The sequence below is a fragment of the Amycolatopsis sp. cmx-4-83 genome, from assembly GCF_046548815.1.
Taxonomy (GTDB): Bacteria; Actinomycetota; Actinomycetes; order Mycobacteriales; family Pseudonocardiaceae; genus Amycolatopsis; species Amycolatopsis pretoriensis_A.
Genome location: NZ_JAEBEF010000016.1, coordinates 1 through 17,427 on the forward strand (window position 1 = coordinate 1; position 17,427 = coordinate 17,427).

A 17,427-nucleotide genomic window follows, 5' to 3' on the forward strand; every position below is an offset into this window, starting at 1 on the left:
CGGGTGCGTCGGTGTGCGCGCCGGGGCTGCCCGGGGTGCCGGTCCAGCCCCCACCACCGCCGCCGGTGCGCGGGGTCCCACCGCCAAGCCCGCCACCACCGCTGCCGGGTGTGCCGCCGGGCGGCATCCCACCACCGGCCATGGGTGCGGCGCTTTGCGGTGGGGCACCGTCCCCGCCGCGGGGTGGGGGGACGGTTCCGGGGTCGCTGGTGCGGGGGGTGGTGGGTGCGGTGCCGCTGGCGGAGGTGGTGCCGTCGGTGCGGGGAGGTGCGGCGCTGCTGGGGGTGTCGGTCCCGGCGTGCGAGCCCGGCGAGGGTGCGGTGTGGGTGGATGGACTGTTGCCCCCGGAGTGGCTGGGTGTGCTGTCGCTGCCGCGGGTCGGCGAGGGACCGCTGTCAGCGGCGTGGGAGGGCGTGCTGTCGCTCCCGCGGGTGGGTGAGGGGTTGCTGTCGCTCGCCCGGGAGGGTGTGTTGTCGCTGGCGTGGGAGGGAGTGCCGTCGCTGCCGCGAGTGGGCGACGGGCTGCTATCCCCACCACGGGTCGGTGTGTTGTCCCCGCCATGCGGGGGCGTGCCGTCGCTGCCACGGGTGGGTGAGGGACTGCTGTCGCCCGCGTGCGAGGGCTCGCTGCCGCGGGTCGGCGACGGGCTCGAATCGCCTGCGTGGGAAGGAGAACGCGTCGGCGAGGGACCGCTGTCCCCTGCGTGCGTAGGCGTGCCGTCGCTGCTGCGGGTCGGCGAAGGACTGCTGTCCCCGGCGTGCGAGGGGCTCGAATCCCCGCTGCGGGACGGCGAACCATCGCCCGACCGCGCCGCCGAGGGGCTGCCCTCCGGCGAGCCGTCACCACCGTGCGCCGACGGTGAGCCATCCCCCTCACCCGCGTGTGAGGGAGAACCATCCCCGTCCGGGGAACTGGATCCGTCGCGGCTGCGGCGGGAACCCGCATCGGGCGAGGAGTCGGTATTCATCGGGTCCGAACTCGGCGAATCCCCGTCCGCGTGACCGGAATCCCCGTCCCCGGAGTGCGAACCGTCCCCGCCGGAAGAGCCCTCCCCGTCCGGGGAATCCCCGCCGCCATGCGCACGGGTGTGGACCCCGCCCTCACCCCGGGGGATCTTGTGGACGAACCCGCCCTCCTTCACCTTCAACCCGTCCAGCCCGCTGACCTTGCCCAGGACCTTCCCGAACACCTTCGCGATCTTCTCGAAGATGTCCACCAGCTTCGACAGCAGCGGCGAGACTTTCCGGATCGTGTCGGTCAGCTTCTTGAGCAGCTCCCCGATCTTCTTGCCCCACTTCGCGATCGCCGCCGATGCCTGCGCGACCACCACCGGGGTGCCGAAACCGAGGGAGAAGACCTCCTCCATCACCCACGCGATCAGCTTGCCGACCAGGTCCGCGATCAGCTGCCGGACCGTCTCGCGGACGAACGACACCACCTGGCCCATGATCATCGTGACCGTGCTGATCGCCCCGGCCACCGTCGCCGCACCCGAGAGCGCGTCGCTGTGCTCCGCGGCGAACTTGCGGTACGCGTCCGCTCCCGCGCCGGTCCAGCCGGTGGTGCCGTTCTTGACCGCGTTGTCGAAATCGGTTTTGCGTTCACCGAGTGCCTTGGACACGTTGCCCCACGTGTCGGCGTAGGACTGGATGACCGGCGGGTTCCCGGCCACGGAGTCGAGCATGTCCTTCAGCGGCTGGATGTGTTCCATCAGGAACGACGCGACCGAGGACATCAGGTACCCGAACGGGTCGATCGCGGCGCCCGCTATCTCCCCGGCGAGGGAGAGCATGCCGAGGCCGCCGGAGACCCAGTCGCCGTTTTTGATGCCGTTGAAGGCGTCCATGGAGGATTCGGCGATGCCGATGCCGCCGGCCCAGCCGTAGTCGCCGTTGCCGGCGGTGAACGCGCCGGGGCCGTCCGGGTCCTGCTTCGACTCCGCGACCAGCGGATTCCCCTCCGGCATCAGCACACCCCCCGTTGAAAGCCCCCATACTGACGCCCCGCGGGAGGTCCCGGTTCCGGGAGACCGAGAATTGCGCCGAACGGTCCAGGGATTACAACCAGCCGTTGGTTTCCGCGATGCGCGCCGCTTCGACGCGGGTGCGTGTCTCCGTCTTGCCGATCGCCGCGGAGAGGTGGTTGCGGACCGTGCCGCGGGACAGGCCCAGCGCCGTCGCGATCTCCGCCACCGTGCCGCCGCCCGCCGCGGCTCGGAGGACGTCGGCTTCGCGGTCGGTCAGGGGGCTGGCGCCCGCGGCGAGGGACTCGGCGGCCAGTGCCGGGTCGACGAAACGCAGCCCCGCGTGGACGCGCCGGATCGCGTTGATCAGCTGCTCCGGCCGCGAATCCTTGACGACGAAGCCGGCCGCGCCCGCGGTCATCGCGCGGGAGAGGTAGCCGGGACGGCCGAACGTCGTGCAGATCACCACCCGGCACGCCGGGAGCGCGTGCCGCAGCTGCCCGGTCACCTCGATGCCGTCGCGCCCGGGCATCTGGACGTCGAGCAGCGCGATGTCCGGTGCCGTGCGCCGCGCCACCGCCAGCACCTCGGTGCCCGAACCGACTTCCGCGACCACGTCGAGGTCGGACTCCATCCGCAGCATCGCCGCCAGCGCGCCGCGCACCAGCGCCTGGTCGTCGGCCAGCAGGACCCGGATCACGCCGGCACCTCGGCGTACACCCGGAAGCCGCCGCGGGGGCCGCGGCCGTGTTCGAGCGCGCCCGACACCGCGGTCAGGCGCTCGGTGAGCCCGGTCAGGCCGTGCCCCGGTGCCGCGTCGGCGGTGGCGGTCCCGTCGTCGGTGACCTCCACCCACCCCGGCCCGAGCCGGACCTGGCACCTCGTCGCGTCCGAGTGGCGCAGCACGTTGGTGACGGCTTCGCGCACGACGTACCCGAACACGCCCCGCAGCGCCGGGTCGACGTCGGCGGCGGTGCCCGGCAGCTCGGCCCGCACACCCGCCGCACGCAGGGCCGCCCGCGCGCCGGCGAGTTCGGTGTCCAGCGTGACTTCGCGGTAGCCCGAAACGGTGGCCCGCACGTCGGAAAGCGATTGGTGGCACAGGTTTTCGAGGTCGCGGATCTCGGCGAGTGCGGGCTCGGGACTGCCCGGCGACTCCAGGATCCGCCGGGCCAGCCCCAGCTTCAGGCTCATCGTCGACAGGTTGTGCCCCAGGATGTCGTGCAGGTCGCGGGCGACGCGCTCGCGTTCCCGCGTCACGGCCAGGTTCCGGACCTGTTCGCGCGCGGCCTGCAGGTGCCCGATGGTGAAGATCAGCGCGAACACCGTGCCCAGCGCGATCGTGACCCCGGCGAGGGTGATCGGCCGCGACCAGGTCACGTGCCCGGTCCCCAGCGCCATCCACGTGATCTGCCCGGCCACCGTCGCGAAGCCGAGCGGCAGCGACCAGCGCAGCGGCAGCAGCATCAACCCGAGCGCCACGGCGTAGGTCAGCTCGGTCAGGTAGTCGGGTGAGCCCAGGACGACGGCCGGGACGGCGCCGAGCGCGAACACCGCGGCCACGAGCGTGCCCCGCCGCCGGCGCGACGCCGAAGGTCCGGACCACAAGACGTACAGGTAGCCGGCGGCGTAGCAGCCGAGCGCGGCGAACGCGATGCCGCTGCGCACCCCGCCGTGGTTCGCGTGGCCGATTTCGGCGACCTGAGCGGTCAGGCCGAGGACGGCGGCGGCGTTGACCGCGATCGTGGTGACCCGCTGGCGGCGGGTCCGCCGGAAACTCCAGTCCGGCCACCGGCGCGCCGGGAACCGGTCTTGATCACGTCCACCCACCCCGGTCACCTTACCGATCCGGGAGAAATCGCCCATGACAAATGGCACGGGGTGGGCTCGGCGGGGCGTGGTGTCGTGATCTTGTGCCGATGCGACGAGGAGTTCCGATGCGAAAGTTCTTACCGGCGGCGCTGGTCGCGGTGGCCGTGACGGCGGGAGCGCCGGCCGTCGCTGCTCCGAGAGCCGCTTTGACGTGGGGCGTGTGCCCGGCCGACGTGACCGCACCCGGGCTGCGGTGCTCGACGCTCGACGTGCCGCTGGACTACCGCCACCCGGACGGGCCCACGATCAGCGTCGCCGTCTCGAAGCTGGCGAGCGCCGACCCGGCGAAACGCCGCGGCGTCCTGCTGCTCAACCAGGGCGGACCCGGGCTGACCGGCTTGGACTTCGCGGCCACGCTCGTCAAGCGCGGGCTGCCGCAGGCGGTGCGCGACAGCTACGACCTGATCGGCTTCGACCCGCGCGGCATCGGCCACAGCACCCCGCTGACCTGCGACCTCACGCCCGAGCAGCGGGGGACCGCGCTGAACCCGCCCACCCCGCGCACCGCCGCCGACGTCGTCACGGCGGCCGGGACCGCCGAAACCGTGGCCCGGCAGTGCGCCGGTTCCGCGACCGGCGGCCTCCTGCCGCACATCACCACGGCGAACACCGCGCGGGATGTGGACCGGATCCGGGCCGCGCTGGGGGAGCCGAAGATCTCCTACTACGGCGCTTCGTACGGCACCTACCTCGGCGCGGTGTACGCGACGCTGTTCCCGGACCGCGGCGACCGGATCGTGCTCGACAGCAGCCTCGGTCCCGACGGCTACGACGTCGACGCGCTGCGCAGCCAGGCCCTCGGCTTCCAGACGCGGTTCCCCGACTTCGCGAAGGTCGCCGCGGCCGAGCCGGCGAAGTACGGCCTGGGCGCGACGCCCGCGGCGGTGACCGCGAAGTTCTTCGAGCTCGCCGGGCGCCTGGACAAGTCGCCGGTGCAGGGGATCGACGGCACCACGTTCCGCACGGTGACGGCGTTCTACCTGCGTTCCGAAGCCCTCCTGCCCGGCCTGGCCGAGCTCTGGCACGACCTCGACACGAACCAGCCGGCGAAACCGGCCACCGCGGCCGCCGACACGACCGACAATTTCGCCGCGGGCTACCTCGGCGTCGTCTGCGGTGACTCGAAGTGGCCGGGTTCGGTTCGCACTTACCAGCGCACCGTCGCCGTCGACGGGATCCGCTACCCGATGTACGGCGCGTTCGCGGCCAACATCCGGCCGTGCGCGTTCTGGCCGGCCCCGAGCGAGCCGCGGGTGCGGATCGGCGACCGGGGCCCGTCGGACGTCCTCATGGTGCAGAACCTCCGCGACCCGGCGACGCCGCTGCCCGGCGCGCTGCGGCTGCGGTCCGCGTTCGGCGACCGCGCCCGGCTGGTGACCGTCGACCAGGGCGGGCACGGCGTGTACGTCTTCGCGACGAACAAGTGCGGCAACGACTCGGTGACCGATTACCTGGTCACGGGCCGCCGCGCGGGTCACGACACCTTCTGCGCCGCGGACCAGGGTCTGTATCGAAGTCGGCTACACGGCCCGCCACGAGTAATGCGTGAGTCTGGGTGGTGACCGGCGGCGGACGAAGGGAGGCCCGCCGGCTACGGTTCCTGCCCGGCCAATCCGGCTACAACCGCCGCCTGCGTGCCGCATTGCCACCCATCAAGCTCGTCACGCGCTGGCTGGCGGCCGATACCGACCTGTGGACCCCGGTGGAGTACGGCCGGTCCCGGCCCACGGTCAAGCGTTCGGAGCTGGCCGGCTGGGCCAAGTACGGCTTCTGGCCGTTCACACTCGCGCTGGTTCTGGGGACTGCGGCTGCACCTGGTCCGCACCCCGGCCGGACTGCCGATCGCCTGGGCGCCGGCCGACCCGAAGATCGACGAGCGGCAGGTGCTCATGGCGATCTGCGACCACGAACCCCACCAAGCGCGGGGTCCGGCTGATTCGTCCGTCCTACCGCAACCGCAAGGGCGCATTACTCGGCTAGGCGCAGGGGAGCGTGCCGGTCCGCAGGGCGTGGTCGCCGTCGTTGCCGTCGTCGGCCCACACCACCGCCTTGCGGCCGGACGCGCACGTCGAGCCAGGGGCGATCGCGAAGCCCTCGTTGTTGTAGTTCGGCATCTTCGACGGCCGCGCGTAGGTGGCCGAGACGGTGAACTTGCCGTTGACCAGCTTCAGCGTGGCCGTCTTGCCGGAGCAGGTGTCGTCGCAGACCGACCAGAGGCTGCCGGTCGCCGGCTCGAACTCCAGCTCCATCACCTTCGGGAATCCGGACGCGATGGTCGCCACCTTGGTGAACCCGCCGCCGGCCTGGTCGAGCGCGTAGGCGTAGATCTTGCCTTCGTCCTCGAGCCCGACGAAGTAGAGGCCGGTGCCGTGGCCGGCGTAGGTCGCGGGGTTGTACGCGGCTTTCGTGTGGTCGTCGCGGAAGCCACCCGCGGTCAGGAAGGAGTCCGGGATCCAGGTGATGCCCTCGAAGCCGCCGTTGTCGTCGACGGCGGGCAGGTCGTCGGTGAGGTCCCACTCGGCGGTCGCGTTCAGGGACTTCGCCGAGGACGTCGTGTCGTACCGCAGCACCTTGAGCAGGCTGCCGTCGCCGTCGTTGTCGCGCTCGGTCGCGGCGAAGACGCCGTCGGGGGTGGCCACCACGCCCTCGGCGTCCGGGTCGCCGCTGCCGCCGCGGTAGTGCAGGGCTTTCCCGGACGACCAGCCGTTCGCGGGGTCCGGGCCCCAGGTGGTGCCGGTGCGGACGAGCCGGTACAGCGTGCCCGGGCCGTTCTTGACCGCCCACAGCACGTCGGCGCCCGCGAACGAGAGCCCGCTGAGGTTTTCGCCGAAGACGCCGGCGGCGTCGGCGACCGCGACGGCCGGGTCACCCGGCCACTTCGCGGTGGCGGCGTGGGCGGTGCCGGCCGGGGCGGCGAGGACCGCCGCGAGGAGGATTGTGGGTGCAGTGAACCGGCGGAATGTGCGCACGTGTGCTCCTAAGGCCATGGGGGCTCGGGCGAAACAACGCGGCGTTGCCAAGGAAACCTCTTGACGGACCGGACTGTACCGACTTGATCGACTAGGGGCAACCGTCGGTGTCCGGTCGTGCTCTTGACGTAGTTAGGAAAGTTTCTTAACTTGAGGGCATGGAACTGCGGCTCGCCGAGTGGTACGACCACAACGTCCGGAAGCACACGCGGCGCAGTGTGTTCCGCGGTGCCGCGGCCGGCGGTGCCGCGCTGGCCGCGGGGCGCCTCCTGCTGCCGGGAACCGCCGAGGCCACCCCGGCGCCCCGGCCGGGACCGGCCGTGCTGCTGCGCGCGGAAACCGTGCCGGGCTCGACGCTGCGGCCCTTCGGACGGCACCTCGCCTACGGTGCCGACGCCTCGCGGCAAGTCGTCGTCTCGTGGCAGACGCCGGCCCAGGTGAGCGCGCCCTACCTCCGGATCGGCACGGCCGAAGGGGATTACGGCGCGACCGTGCCCGCCGAGGTGCGCGCGCTGAAGAGCGACTTGTCGTGGCAGACCGCGACGCACACCTTCTCGCCGCACAGCCCGTCCGCGATCACGCAGTACTACCAGCACGTCAAGCTCGACAACCTGGTGCCGAACACGACGTACTACTACGTGCTCGGCCACCAGGGCTACGACCCGGCGACCAGCGGCCGGGCCGGCGAGGTCGGCACCTTCCGCACCGCGCCGGCGGCGGGCCGCACCGAGGGCTTCTCCTTCACGGCGTTCGGCGACCAGGGCGTCGGCTACAACGCGTTGGCCACCAACAGCCTCATCGCCGACCTGGGCCCGCGGTTCCACCTCGCCATGGGGGACATGAGCTACGCGCTCAACGGCGAAGGCGGGCACCCGGACGAAGACAAGTACGACGCCCGCAAGTGGGACTCGTTCTTCGCGCAGAACGAACCCGTCGCGGCCGGGATCCCGTGGATGGTCGCCATCGGCAACCACGAGATGGAGGGCTGGTACGACGACCACGGCTACGGCGGCATGCGCGCCCGGTTCGCCATGCCGGACAACGCGTGGGACGGCTCGACGTGCATCTACTCGTGGCGCTACCAGAACGTCGGCCTGATCAGCCTGGACAGCAACGACATCTGCTACAACAGCCAGTCCAACCTGGACTACACCGAGGGCAGGCAGACGGCCTGGCTGAAGAGCCGGCTCGCGAAGTTCCGCGACGACCCGACGATCGAGTTCATCGTCGTCTACTGCCACCAGTGCACCTATTCCACTTCGGACGCGAACGGCGCCGAGCTCGGCGCGCAGCAGAAGTGGGCCCCGCTCTTCGACCAGTACCAGGTCGACCTGGTGCTCAACGGGCACAACCACCTCTACGAGCGCACCGACCCGATCAAGGCGGACCAGGGCACCAAGCAGGTCGCGCCCGGCGGCACGGTGAACTCGAAGACCGACGGGGTCACCTACATCACCGCGGGCGGTGGCGGCGAGAGCATCAACGACTGGATCGACGAGGCGGCGGGCGACTCCTACCTCGGGCACGTCCACGACGCGACGGTGACCATGCGGTGGGACGACGAAGACGGTGGCGGGCACCGGAAGAAGGTGACCTGGTCGCGGGTGCGCTTCCGTGGCTACAGCCTGGTGCACGTCGACGTCACGCCGGCCGCCGGCGGGAAACCCGGCCGGCTGAAGGTGCGGGCGCTCACCGAAGACAACGTCCTCGTCGACGACCTGACCATCCGCCGCGGCTGACCGGAGGACACGCGATGACCACGAACCTTTCCCGGCGCGCCCTGTTCCGGGCCGCCGCCCCGGCCGCCGGGGCCACGCTGCGCCCGTTCGGCAGGCACCTGGCGTTCGGCGCGGACCCGGCCACGCAGGTCACCGTGTCGTGGCAGGTGCCCGGCAAGGTGACCGGGCCCTACGTCCGCTTCGGCACTTCGCCGACGACGCTGGGGGCGCCGATCGCCGCCGAAGTGCGCCCGCTGGAGAGCAAGCTGTCCTGGCAGCAGCCGGAGGAGCACGACTTCCCGCCGCACGCGCCGGCCACCTCCACGCAGTACTACCTGCACGCGAAGCTGACCGGGCTGGCGCCGGGCACGACGTACCACTACGTGCTCGGGCACGCGGGCTACGACCCCGTCGCCGCGGACCGGCTTGGGGAGGTCGCGAGCTTCCGCACGGCGGGCACTTCCGGCGCGTTCACCTTCACCGCGGCGGGCGAGCAGGGGGTCGGCTACAACGCGATCGCGTCGAACAGCCGGGTCGCGGACCTCGCCCCGGCGTTCCACCTGGCACTGGGCGGCCTGAGCTACGCGATGCACGAGCCCGAGGACAAGCCCGCCTCGGAGGACTTCGAGTACGACGCGCGGAAGTGGGACTCCTTCTTCGCGCAGAACGACCCGGTGGCGTCCGGGATCCCGTGGCTGGTCACGCCCGGCCACCGCGAGTACGAGAAGTTTCACGACAGCACCGGAAACGGGGGCATGCGGGCCCGGTTCGCCATGCCGGACAACGCGTGGAGCGGGTCCACCGGGATCTATTCGTGGCGCTACCACAACGTCGGGTTCCTGAGCCTCGACGCCGGTGATGTCTGCTACCGCTTCCCGGCCAAGCTCGGCTACACCGCCGGTAAACAGCTGAAGTGGCTGGACGCGCAGCTCGGGAAGTTCCGTGCCGACCCGGCCGTCGAGTTCGTCGTGGTCTATTGCAACCACTCCGTGTACAGCACGGGCGACCGCTACGGCGCCGAGCGCGGCGCGCAGGAGAAGTGGGCGCCGCTGTTCGACAAGCACGGCGTCGACCTGGTGCTCACCGCGCACAACCGGCTCTACGAGCGCACCGACCCCATCAAGGCGGGGAAGGGGACCAAGAAGACCGGCGTGGTGAACCCGAAGACCGACGGCACCACCTACGTCACGGCCGGGGGCGGCGGGCAGGCCCTGGACGCGTTCTACCGGAAGGCGCCCGAGAGCTACCTGGGGCACGAGAACGACTCCGCGGCCACGATGAAGTCGTACAAGAAGGGCAGCACGACCCCGACGGTCGCGTTGGTGACGTGGTCACGGGTCCGCTACCGCGGCTACGGGCTGGTGGCGGTGGACGTCACGCCGGGGCAGCTGACGGTGCGCGCGCTCGGCGAAGCCGGCGACAAGATCGACGAAGTGGTGCTGCGGCGCGGGTGATCTACCGGGCGGGCTTGGTCTCGCACCGCACCCGGGGTGCCGCTTCGGTGCCGGATGCGACGCAGTCGACGGTCCGGCCCGGCGCGGGAACGGGGTAGCTGAACACGATCGGCCCGTCGCCGTCCCGTCCGGCCGAGAACTTGACGACGGTCGGCGTCCAGGACCCGGTGCCGTGCACCGTCTTCGAGTAGGACGTCGTGCGCGGCCCGATGGCGGTGCTCGTGCCCTGGCCGTCGTCGTCGAGTTCGTGCACGTTCAGCACGTAGTCCCCGGCGGTGTACTTGCCCTCGTTCTCGTGCCCGGCGTCGGCCGGCGTCGCGCTGACGACCTCGGGCGCGACGGGATCGGCGGCGGCGGCCATCACGGTCGCCCCGATGGCGACCGCCGCGGCCCCGGCGGCGACCACGGCGACCCCGACGCGCTTCGCGGTGAACTCCATGGTCGTCAAGCTAGGGGAGCGCCCCGGCCGGTCACCTCGGCCGAAGGGACAGCGGACCTCGTCCTTTCGGCCGATACCCGCGGGCGGACCTGGTTGGAGCGTCGTACCCCCGTCGAAGATCGAGCCGCGGCGTGGCGGAAGCGACGGATAGGGGTACCCGGCGGTGGACAGGAGCACCGTCGGCGTGTTGGGCTGGAGCCCGGCCGCACTCCGGACGCGGCCGGTGGACCGCCGCCCGCGACGTCGAGGAGCGCAGCCCTGAGCTGGTGGGAGTACCTCCGCGAGAACTGGATCGACGTCGTCAACGACGCCATCCTGCACGTGGACCTCACCCTCGCCGCGGTCGCGCTGGCCGTGGTGATCGGCACCGGTCTCGGCGTGCTGACCTACCGGCGGCGCTGGCTCGGCTCCCTCGCGACCACGACCACCGCCGCCTTCCTGACCATCCCCTCGATCGCGCTGCTGGGCATCCTGATCGGCCCGTTCGGGCTCGGGCTGACGAACGTCCTCTTCGCGCTGGTGCTCTACGCGCTGCTGCCGATCACGCGCAACACGATCGTCGGGCTGCGCGGGGTCGACCCGGCCGTCGTCGACGCCGCGCACGGGATGGGGCTCGGCCGCGTGCGGGTGCTGTGGCGGGTGCGGCTGCCGCTGGCCTGGCCGGTGATCCTGTCCGGCATCCGGGTGTCGACGCAGATCACGATCGGGATCGCCGCCATCGGCGCCTACGTCAAGGGGCCCGGCCTCGGCAACGAGATCTTCGACGGCCTCGGCCGGTTCGGCTCGGTCAACTCCCTCAACCAGGTGCTGACCGGGACGGTCGGGATCATGGTGCTGGCGCTGCTGTTCGACCTGGCGTTCGTGCTCGTCGGCAAGCTGACGGCGTGGCGGCGCCCGCGCGCCCGCCTCGAAGCGGCGCCGGGGGAGCCGACCGGCACCGGCGGCGAGACGATCGAACTGCGCGAGGTCAGCAAGCTCTACCCGGGCCGCGCGGTGCCCGCGGTCGACGGCCTCTCGATGCGGATCCCGGCGGGCGAGATCGTCGTGCTCACCGGCCCGTCGGGCTGCGGCAAGACGACGACCATGCGGATGATCAACCGGCTGGTCGAGCCCACCTCGGGAACCGTCACGATCGGCGGCACCGACGTCTCGGCGCTCGACCTCGACGAGCACCGGCGCCACACCGGGTACGTCATCCAGCAGGTCGGGCTGTTCCCGCACCTGCGGGTCGACGCCAACATCGGCGTGGTGCCGCGGGTGCTCGGCTGGACCCGGCGGCGCATCGCCGGGCGCGTGCGCGAGCTGCTCGACGTCGTCGGGCTGACCGCCGAGCACGGCCTCCGCTACCCGCGTGAGCTCTCCGGCGGCCAGCAGCAGCGCGTCGGCGTGGCGCGGGCGATGGCCGCGGACCCGCCGGTGCTGCTGATGGACGAGCCGTTCGGCTCCACCGACCCGATCACCCGCGCCCGGCTGCAGGACGAGCTCCTGCGCCTGCAGCGGCAGGTGCGCAAGACGATCGTGTTCGTCACGCACGACTTCGACGAGGCCCTCAAGCTCGGCGACCGGATCGCGGTGCTGCGGCCGCGGTCGGTGCTCGCGCAGTACGACACGCCCCAGGCGATCCTGGCCGCGCCGGCCGACGACTACGTGTCGGCCTTCGTCGGCTCGAAGCGGAACCTCAAGCGGCTCGCGCTGATCCCGGTGGCCGACGTGCCGCTCGGACCGGCCGAGGACGGGCTGCCGTCCGTACCCGCCACGGCCACGCTGCGGGACGCGCTGGACACGATGGTCCGCACCGGCAGCACCGCGGTCTCGGTGACCGGGAACGGGGGCGTCTGCGACGTCGCCCGCCTGGTCGCGGCGCTCGAGCCGGCCGTCGGACCGCCGCCTCCCGCGGTGGTCGAGACGCCGGAGAAGACGGCGGCGCCGGAGAAGCGGCGGCGCCGCCGGCTGGGGCTGCTCGTGCGCCCGGTCCTGCTCGCCCTCGCGCTGCTGGCGTTGTTCCTGATCGTGCGCGCGCACCCGATCGACTCGATCGAACAGCGCTACCTCAACCCGGGCGAGATCTTCGCCGAACTCGGCGCGCACCTGCGGCTGACGCTGATCTCGACGGTGTGCACCATCGCCATCGCGCTGCCGCTGGGCATCCTGCTCACCCGCGCGGGCGCGCGCTGGGCCCGGCCGGTCGGGCTGGGCCTGGGCAACCTCGGCCAGGCGATCCCGTCGATCGGGCTCGTCGTCCTGCTCGCGCTGTGGATCGGCACGGGCACCACGACGGCGGTGACGGCGCTGGTCGTCTACGCGACGTTGCCGGTGCTGCGCAACACGATCGTCGGGCTGGACGGCGTCGACCCGACGCTCGTGGACGCCGCGCGCGGCATGGGCATGACGAGGACGGCGATCCTGTGGCGGATCGAACTCCCGCTGGCGGTCCCGGTGATCCTCGCCGGGATCCGGACGGCGCTGGTGCTCACCGTCGCGAGCGCGACGCTGGCGACGTTCATCGACGGCGGCGGTCTCGGCGGCGGGCTCGTCGCCGGGATCGGGCTGTACCGCCCGATGCTGAGCCTGACCTTCGGCATCGTCGTCGCCGCGCTGGCGCTCTTCGCCGACTGGCTGGGCCTGCTCGCCGAGGGAGTCCTGCACCCGCGCGGAATGCAACCCTAGGAGGACCCATGCGACGCACGCTCGCCGCCGTTTCCGCACTCGTCGTGGTGCTGGCCGCCGGCTGCACGATCGGCAAGGACGAGTCCGGCCCCCAAGTGGGTCAGGGGTCGATCAAGAAGATCGACGCGCTGAGCGGCGCGCAGATCCGGGTCAGCTCCAAGGAGTTCGACGAACAGCTGCTGCTGGGCCAGATCGCCGTCGTCGCGCTGCAGGCGGCGGGGGCGAGCCCGCAGGACAAGACGAACATCACCGGCTCGAGCAACGTCCGCCAGGCGCTGACCAGCGGCGCGGTCGACCTGTACTGGGAGTACACCGGCACCGCCTGGATCAGCTACCTCAAGCAGACCAAGCCGATCGCCGACGCGCAGGCGCAGTACGACGCGGTCAAGCAGGCCGACGCCGCGAACAAGGTCACGTGGTGGGCGCGTTCGCCGGCGAACGACACCTACGCGCTGGCCGGCAACCCGGCGGCGATCGCCCGCACCGGCGTCAAGACGCTCTCGGACTACGCGGCACTGGTGAAGCGCGACCCCGCCGCGGCCTCGACGTGCATCGGCCCGGAGTTCAAGAGCCGCGACGACGGCTTCCCGGGCCTGGAGAAGACGTACGGCTTCGACCTGCCGGCCCCGCAGGAGCACCTGCTCAACGACGCGGTGATCTACCCGACGGTCGGCAAGGGCGACACGTGCGGCTTCGGCGAGGTGGCCTCGACGGACGGCCGCGTGGCGGGGCAGAAACTGGTCGTGCTGGAGGACGACAAGCACTTCTTCCCGACGTACAACCCGGCCATCTCGATCGCGTCGGGGGTGGCGCAGAAGTACCCGCAGCTGGAGCAGGTCTTCACGCCGATCGCGGCGAAGCTGGACACGGCGACGTTGACGGAGCTGAACAAGAAGGTGAGCGTGGACGGCCGGAAGCCGGCGGAGGTGGCCCGAGACTGGCTGAAGTCGGCGGGCTTCATCAGCTGAAGCCGGTCACCGCCGGAGGTGGTTCTGGGCCCGTTCCCGGAGGTTGGCCGGGATCGACGGGTCGGTCGCCAGTGCTTCTACCAGGAGCCGGCCACGTTTGGGATCGATGTCCCAGGCCTGTTCGGCGGCGTCCAGCCGGACGGGCGCCCGCTCGCGGCGGTCCTCGGCGATGGTGGCGAGCGCGCCCACCACCGCGGGTCCGGGGAGGCATTTCGCCGCGTCGATCCGGACCCGGCCCGGCGTCGCCCGCTTGACCAGCTGCTCCAAGGCCTTCCGCCCACTGGACCGGTCGATCGTGTACAGCGCCTTGGCCGCGTTGAGCCGCAGGGAGTCGGGACGTCCCTTCTGCGCCAGGCTCAGCAACGCGTTCCTCCCGTGCGGACCTGCCTCGCGTGCCGCGTCGAGCCGGAACTCGGGCTTCTCGTCCGTCCGGTCGGCCACCTTCCCCATCAGCCGCGGGCCGTCGGGGTGGCCCATGGCGATGACCTTCTTCGCGGCGGCCTTGGCGCTCTCGCCATCGGCGGTGGCGACGATCTCGGCGTACAGCCCGATGACGACGGCGGTGCCCAGCGTCGTAGCCACGAGTTCGACTGCGCGCACCCGGGTCGGCCCGGCGACGTGCTTGTCCTTGATCAGCTCCGTGATCGCGCCGACGGCCTGCCTTGAGTCGATCCGGTGGGCCTGTCGCAGGAGGGTGAGCCGGCCGGCGTCGGGCGGCCCCGACTTCGAGATGGTCACCAGCAACCGCGCACTGGTCTCGGGATCGGTTTCTTCGAGCGTCTCGGCGGCCTCGGCCCGGTCCGCCCACGCCAGGCGCGGAGCGTTCGCCAGCGCGACGACCGCGTCGATCGGCCCGCGGTGCTCGGTCACGATCCCCGTGGCGGCCCGGAGCCGGACCCGGAAGGTCGCGGCCTCGCTTTCGGACAGCCGGCGCAACGCGGGAACGGCCTGCGCCGGGTCGATCCCGCCGATCAGGAGAACCGCGCGGTACCGCACTTCACTGTCGGCTCGCTTGTCTTCCCGCTCGGCGGTCCTGGTCGCCATCCGCAGCGCCGCCGGGCCGTCGAACGGCCGGACCAGCTCGGCGATCCGCAGCGGAGTCTCTTCGTCCGCCGCGGTCTCCGCGAACCGTTCGGCGGCCGTGATCGCGGTTCCGGGTTCCACCGGCAGGAGTTCGCCGAGCGCTCGCAAGCGTGCGTCGTCGGACAGGTCGCCTCCACCCGTGACGAGCTCGCTCAGCAGATCGGGGCGGTGGAGGACGATCGCGGCGTCCACGCGCAGATCGCCCATGCCTTCGGTGCCCGCCAGCTGCTGCATGGCCACCACGCCCGCGGCCTCGTCGAGTTCGCCGATGAGGATCGCCGTGTCGAAGCGGTTTTGAGCGGTGCCGGTCGGGTTCCGCGCCAGGATCTTCAGCGCCTTCATGCCCCGCGCCCGGTCGTAGTCGATCAGCGCGACGACGGCGTGGTACCGGCGAAGTGAACTGGCGGTCGGCGCGGCGAAGGTGATCATCGCGTCGAGTTCGTCCGCGGCCACGGCCGGGTCGATCAGCTGGAGCTGCTCGAGGGAGGCCGTCCACCGGTCGTCGTCCAGCTCGTCGTCCCGGACCGCTTCACGCAAGATTGCGATCGTCCGCCGGCGAAGATCACTGCCCGGCACCAGATTTCGGCGGAGCAGGTCGACGACGAACCGGACGTTGGGCTCGCGGTGCCGCTTGTGCAGGAGGTTCCCGAGCCGCCGTTCGACCGCGGGTTTCGCGGGCTGCCACCAGAGCGCGGCCAGGAAGGCCTGCACCCCGGCGTCGGGCCACGGCCAGTTCTTCCGGGGGACGAAGTACTTCCACGTCGCCGGCGCCGCCAGCCGGGGACCACGCGGGTGGCGGCGGACCACGTGGTGCGCGGCCAGGTAGTCCCGGACGTCCGGCCGCGCGAACCGCGATCGCCCGTTCTCGGTGCGGAAGAGGCCGGTGCTGGTGTCGACGGGTTCCGGGCCGATTTCCCCGTCACGGCAACGGTGAGCGAGCTCTTCCAGGAACGCCCGAGCGTCGGGCGGCGGGTGTTCCGTCCGGCTCAGCGTCCGCTCCGCCGATCGGACGATTGCTTCGAGTTCTTCGATTTCCCCGCGCGCCCCGTCCGTCACACATCGGCATGCTAGTTCAGCGATCGCCGCCCGCACAGGTCAAAGACGGGACAGCACCAGGGCGGTTCAGAAGGCGTAGCGCACCCGCAGATAGGGGGCGTGCACGGCGATCAGATCCAGCAGCTCGTCCAGCAAAGCCCGCTTCTGCCCGGCCCGGTACCGGACGTTGACACCGCCGCCTTCGCTGCGCTTGGTCTCCTGGAGGTCGGGACGCCACAGCACCTGCTCGGCCTTCGGGTGCCAGCCGAGGTTGACCTCGTGCAGGGCGCGGTTGTGGGTCAGCATGATGACCTCCGCGGCCAGCTGGGCCTTCGTGGCCGCGTTCGTCGCGTCGCCGAGGTCCTTCAGCAGGGCGGTCCAGTCGTCGAGCCAGCCCGGGTAGACGACGACCGGGCTGAGGTTCACGTGGACCTCGTACCCCGCTTCGACGAAGTCGTCCAGTGCCTGGAGCCGGTCGGTGATCGGGCTCGTGCGCAGGTCCAGCAGCTTCGCCGGCCGCTCGGGCATGAGCGAGAACCGGACGCGGGTGCGGCCGCTTGGGGACAGGCCGAGCAGGCCGCGGTTGACGTACTTGGTGGCGAACGACGCCTTCGCGGTCGGCTGCCCGGCGAACAGCGCGATCAGGTCGCTGACGTTGTCGCTGATCAAGGCGTCGACCGAGCAGTCGGAGTTCTCGCCGATGTCGTAGACCCACGCTTCGGGGTCGCACTGGTTCGGCTCCGGCTTCGGGCCCTGCCTGCCGATGTGGCGGGTCAGGTAGCCGGTGATCTGCTCGATGTTCGCGAAGACCGTGATCGGGTTCGAATAACCCTTGCGCCGCGGGACGTAGCAGTAGGCGCACGCCATCGCGCAGCCGTTCGACGTGGAGGGGGCGATGAAGTCGGCGGAGCGGCCGTTGGGGCGGGCGGTGAGCGACTTCTTGGTGCCCAGCACGAGGGCTTCGCGCTTGATCCGCACCCAGCGCCGGACGTTGGTCTCGTCGCCGTGCAGTTCGGGGATCCGCCAGTGGCTGTCGACCTCGACCCGCGTCGCGTCCGGAAAGCGGTCGAGCACCTGGCGGCCGCGGGGGAGCTCGGCGGCGGCGGGCTCGACGTAGATGCGCGACGGCGCCAGCAGTCGGTCCCGTTCGGCGTCGCGCACCGGACCGAGCTTACCGACCGTAGCCGACGGCGGCTGGTGGTGTGGCCGAGGCCGTCGATCGGTTCTTCCGAACGGAAAGGGGAGCCCGTGCATTTTCG

At 71.6% G+C, this 17,427-nt stretch carries 11 protein-coding genes and 1 pseudogene; 5 read left to right on the top strand and 7 right to left on the bottom strand.

Translation table 11 applies throughout. The annotated features are described in order from the left end of the window. From ACLJQM_RS39740 to ACLJQM_RS39750, 3 genes and pseudogenes are all read right to left on the bottom strand, one after another. A pseudogene (locus tag ACLJQM_RS39740) lies at positions 1 to 1,966 on the bottom strand (hypothetical protein); the annotation flags it as partial. Positions 1,967 to 2,057: 91 nt separating this feature from the next. Continuing rightward, positions 2,058 to 2,663, bottom strand: a complete 606-nt coding sequence (locus ACLJQM_RS39745) for a DNA-binding response regulator (protein WP_247022818.1) — start codon at positions 2,661 to 2,663, stop codon at positions 2,058 to 2,060. Then, on the bottom strand, positions 2,660 to 3,793 hold the full coding sequence (locus ACLJQM_RS39750; protein WP_410635476.1) for a sensor histidine kinase: 1,134 nt from the start codon (positions 3,791 to 3,793) through the stop codon (positions 2,660 to 2,662). The genes ACLJQM_RS39745 and ACLJQM_RS39750 overlap by 4 nt, the downstream gene beginning before the upstream one ends. 107 nt (positions 3,794 to 3,900) lie before the next feature. On the opposite strand from ACLJQM_RS39750, the gene ACLJQM_RS39755 reads away from it, so the two are divergent. Then, positions 3,901 to 5,397: an alpha/beta hydrolase gene (locus tag ACLJQM_RS39755; RefSeq protein ID WP_410635478.1), complete on the top strand. Its 1,497-nt coding sequence runs from the start codon at positions 3,901 to 3,903 to the stop codon at positions 5,395 to 5,397. A 414-nt stretch (positions 5,398 to 5,811) separates the two neighbouring features. On the opposite strand, the gene ACLJQM_RS39760 is transcribed toward ACLJQM_RS39755, so the two are convergent. Further along, on the bottom strand, positions 5,812 to 6,804 hold the full coding sequence (locus ACLJQM_RS39760) for a hypothetical protein (protein WP_410635480.1): 993 nt from the start codon (positions 6,802 to 6,804) through the stop codon (positions 5,812 to 5,814). Between the two features lie 158 nt (positions 6,805 to 6,962). Here ACLJQM_RS39760 and ACLJQM_RS39765 point away from each other — a divergent pair, with 158 nt between their 5' ends. Both ACLJQM_RS39765 and ACLJQM_RS39770 read left to right on the top strand, forming a co-directional pair. Further along, positions 6,963 to 8,543, top strand: coding sequence for a purple acid phosphatase family protein (locus tag ACLJQM_RS39765; protein ID WP_410635481.1), 1,581 nt, complete (start codon positions 6,963 to 6,965; stop codon positions 8,541 to 8,543). A 14-nt stretch (positions 8,544 to 8,557) separates the two neighbouring features. Then, positions 8,558 to 9,976: a purple acid phosphatase family protein gene (locus tag ACLJQM_RS39770; RefSeq protein ID WP_410635483.1), complete on the top strand. Its 1,419-nt coding sequence runs from the start codon at positions 8,558 to 8,560 to the stop codon at positions 9,974 to 9,976. Between the two features lies 1 nt (position 9,977). Here ACLJQM_RS39770 and ACLJQM_RS39775 read toward each other — a convergent pair whose 3' ends face one another. After that, positions 9,978 to 10,415: a hypothetical protein gene (locus ACLJQM_RS39775; protein WP_410635485.1), complete on the bottom strand. Its 438-nt coding sequence runs from the start codon at positions 10,413 to 10,415 to the stop codon at positions 9,978 to 9,980. A gap of 321 nt (positions 10,416 to 10,736) precedes the next feature. Here ACLJQM_RS39775 and ACLJQM_RS39780 point away from each other — a divergent pair, with 321 nt between their 5' ends. Both ACLJQM_RS39780 and ACLJQM_RS39785 read left to right on the top strand, forming a co-directional pair. After that, positions 10,737 to 13,082 carry an ABC transporter permease subunit gene (locus ACLJQM_RS39780; RefSeq protein WP_410635486.1) on the top strand — a complete coding sequence of 782 codons (2,346 nt, stop codon included), beginning with the start codon at positions 10,737 to 10,739 and terminating at the stop codon, positions 13,080 to 13,082. Between the two features lie 8 nt (positions 13,083 to 13,090). Further along, positions 13,091 to 14,050: a glycine betaine ABC transporter substrate-binding protein gene (locus ACLJQM_RS39785; RefSeq protein ID WP_410635487.1), complete on the top strand. Its 960-nt coding sequence runs from the start codon at positions 13,091 to 13,093 to the stop codon at positions 14,048 to 14,050. A gap of 6 nt (positions 14,051 to 14,056) precedes the next feature. Here ACLJQM_RS39785 and ACLJQM_RS39790 read toward each other — a convergent pair whose 3' ends face one another. Further along, positions 14,057 to 16,189 (bottom strand): hypothetical protein, encoded by a 2,133-nt coding sequence (locus ACLJQM_RS39790; protein ID WP_410635488.1) that lies wholly within the window; start codon positions 16,187 to 16,189, stop codon positions 14,057 to 14,059. A gap of 66 nt (positions 16,190 to 16,255) precedes the next feature. Further along, entirely contained in the window at positions 16,256 to 17,329 is a 1,074-nt protein-coding gene (locus tag ACLJQM_RS39795) for a spore photoproduct lyase family protein (protein WP_410635490.1), read from the bottom strand. Between the last annotated feature and the right edge of the window lie 98 nt (positions 17,330 to 17,427).

Bases quoted from the DNA above. Each gene is read 5' to 3' on its own strand.
- ACLJQM_RS39785 (WP_410635487.1), top strand. From the start codon at position 13,091: ATGCGACGCACGCTCGCCGCCGTTTCCGCACTCGTCGTGGTGCTGGCC.
- ACLJQM_RS39775 (WP_410635485.1), bottom strand. From the start codon at position 10,415: ATGGAGTTCACCGCGAAGCGCGTCGGGGTCGCCGTGGTCGCCGCCGGG.
- ACLJQM_RS39765 (WP_410635481.1), top strand. From the start codon at position 6,963: ATGGAACTGCGGCTCGCCGAGTGGTACGACCACAACGTCCGGAAGCAC.
- ACLJQM_RS39770 (WP_410635483.1), top strand. From the start codon at position 8,558: ATGACCACGAACCTTTCCCGGCGCGCCCTGTTCCGGGCCGCCGCCCCG.
- ACLJQM_RS39755 (WP_410635478.1), top strand. From the start codon at position 3,901: ATGCGAAAGTTCTTACCGGCGGCGCTGGTCGCGGTGGCCGTGACGGCG.